This is a genomic window from Streptomyces poriferorum (assembly GCF_019399235.1).
Classification (GTDB): domain Bacteria; phylum Actinomycetota; class Actinomycetes; order Streptomycetales; family Streptomycetaceae; genus Streptomyces; species Streptomyces poriferorum.
This window is the reverse complement of sequence record NZ_JAELVH010000503.1, coordinates 1-2,200: the sequence shown is the minus strand read 5'-3', so window position 1 is coordinate 2,200 and position 2,200 is coordinate 1. Positions and strand designations below refer to the sequence as shown.

General features: G+C 67.5%; 3 protein-coding genes. 1 reads left to right on the top strand and 2 read right to left on the bottom strand.

Annotated features, from left to right (window positions below; genetic code table 11):
• Window positions 1–670: Yip1 family protein (locus JGS39_RS39015; protein WP_219574504.1), on the top strand; the 670-nt coding region annotated here is incomplete at its 5' end.
• A 69-nt stretch (window positions 671–739) separates the two neighbouring features.
• On the opposite strand, the gene JGS39_RS39010 is transcribed toward JGS39_RS39015, so the two are convergent.
• Window positions 740–1,240, bottom strand: a complete 501-nt coding sequence (locus tag JGS39_RS39010) for a phosphoribosyltransferase (RefSeq protein WP_219574503.1) — start codon at window positions 1,238–1,240, stop codon at window positions 740–742.
• A 6-nt stretch (window positions 1,241–1,246) separates the two neighbouring features.
• Window positions 1,247–1,822 carry a dCTP deaminase gene (gene dcd, locus JGS39_RS39005; RefSeq protein WP_219574502.1) on the bottom strand — a complete coding sequence of 192 codons (576 nt, stop codon included), beginning with the start codon at window positions 1,820–1,822 and terminating at the stop codon, window positions 1,247–1,249.
• Between the last annotated feature and the right edge of the window lie 378 nt (window positions 1,823–2,200).

Below are 2,200 nucleotides of genomic sequence, written 5' to 3'. Positions count from 1 at the left end.
CCAGCACCCCCACCAGGGCGACCCGTACGCGAACAGCCCCGGTCACACCCAGGCCTTCAGCATCAACGAGGACCCGTACGGCGACGGCAACACCTACCGCGCCGGCCAGGCCCCCGCCCAGCCCGCGGGCCCGCGCCTGCACTGGAAGCAGCTGCTGAGCGGCATCGTGACGCGCCCCGGCCCGACGTTCTGGCAGATGCGCGACTACCCGGTCTGGGGCCCGGCGCTCGTCGTCACGTTCCTCTACGGCCTGCTGGCGCTGTTCGGCTTCGACCAGGCCCGCGACGACGCGATCAACGCGCCGGTCGGCAACGCGATCCCCTACGTCATCATCACGGGCGTCGGCTTCGTGCTCGGCGGCCTGGTGCTCGGCGCGGTCACCCACACCCTCGCCCGCCAGCTCGGCGGCGACGGCGCGTGGCAGCCGACCGTGGGCCTCTCCATGCTGATCATGTCGATCACGGACGCCCCTCGCCTGGTCTTCGCGCTCTTCCTGGGCGGAGAGAACTCCCTGGTCCAGATCCTCGGCTGGATCACCTGGCTGGCGGCCGCGGCCCTGCTCACCTCGATGGTGAGCAAGTCCCACGACCTGCCGTGGCCGAAGGCGCTGGGCGCGTCGGCGATCCAGCTGCTGGCCCTGGTCTCGATCCTCAAACTGGGCACGATCTAGAAAGAACGAGAGCCCCGGCCGGCCCCATTCCAGGGCCCGCCGGGGCTCTCTCCTCATTCGGTCCGTCCGTCAGGCGTCCAGAACCTGCCCGCTGCGCCGCACGACGGGCTTCTCCACGCTCCAGGGGAAGTTGATCCAGCGATCGGTCTTCTTCCACACGTACTCGCACTTCACGAGCGAATGCGACTTCTCGTAGATCACCGCGGAGCGCACCTCGGCGACATGGTCGACACAGAAGTCGCGCACCAGCTTCAGCGTCTTCCCGGTATCGGCGACATCGTCGGCGATGAGGACCTTCTTGTCCGAGAAGTCGATCGCATTGGGCACGGGCGCCAGCATGACGGGCATTTCGAGCGTGGTGCCCACCCCCGTGTAGAACTCCACATTCACCAGATGGATGTTCTTGCAGTCCAGCGCGTACGCCAGCCCGCCGGCGACGAAGACCCCGCCCCGCGCGATGGACAGCACCACATCCGGCTCGTACCCGTCATCGGCCACGGCCTGCGCCAGCTCCCGCACGGCGTGCCCGAAGCCGTCGTACGTCAGGTTCTCCCGCACGTCATCGCTCATCGGGCATCACACCTGCGTCCGGTGGAAGTTCATGAAGGAACGCGACGCGGTCGGCCCACGCTGTCCCTGGTACCGCGACCCGTAGCGCTCGGAGCCGTACGGGAACTCCGACGGAGAGCTCAGCCGGAACATGCACAGCTGACCGATCTTCATCCCCGGCCAGAGCTTTATCGGCAACGTCGCCAGATTCGACAGCTCCAGGGTCACGTGCCCGGAGAACCCCGGGTCGATGAACCCGGCCGTCGAATGCGTCACCAGCCCGAGCCGGCCGAGCGAACTCTTGCCCTCCAGCCGCGACGCGAGGTCGTCGGGCAGCGAGATGACCTCGTACGTCGAGGCGAGCACGAACTCACCGGGGTGCAGGATGAACGCCTCGTCCCCGTCCGGCTCGACGGTACGGGTCAGATCGGCCTGTTCGACGGCCGGATCGATGTGCGGATAGCGGTGGTTCTCGAACACCCGGAAATAGCGGTCGAGCCTCACATCGATGCTCGACGGCTGCACCATCGACGCGTCGAAAGGATCAATACTTACGCGTCCGGCGTCGATCTCGGCCCGGATGTCCTTGTCTGAGAGAAGCACCCACCGAGGATACGCAGAACGCGCGGGCCCACCCCCATCGGGCCGCCCGCGCGCCTGTCGCCATCTTCCCGGAAGCCCTACCGCTCCTCGAACACCACAGGCACGGCATGCCGCAACCGGGCGCAACGAGGACAGCGGATAAGCCGCCCGGGACCGATCCGCCCGGACCCGAGCTGCTGCATCGGGAACGAGGCGGTAGCGAAAACGTGCCCTTCGGCACAGCGGACGACGGTGCGCTCCATGGACTCCATCAAGTCCCTTCCCCATCAAGCCGTGGACGAGAAAGCCACATTAGGGGATGAACAGGACGCCACCGCACGCGGCACTCCGACCACCCACGCTACGCCCCCAACTCCCGCCCGACACACCCCCGTCCAC

What these genes read in the sequence shown, in the direction of transcription:
- JGS39_RS39010 (WP_219574503.1), bottom strand. Translation starts at nt 1,240, where the DNA reads ATGAGCGATGACGTGCGGGAGAACCTGACGTACGACGGCTTCGGGCAC.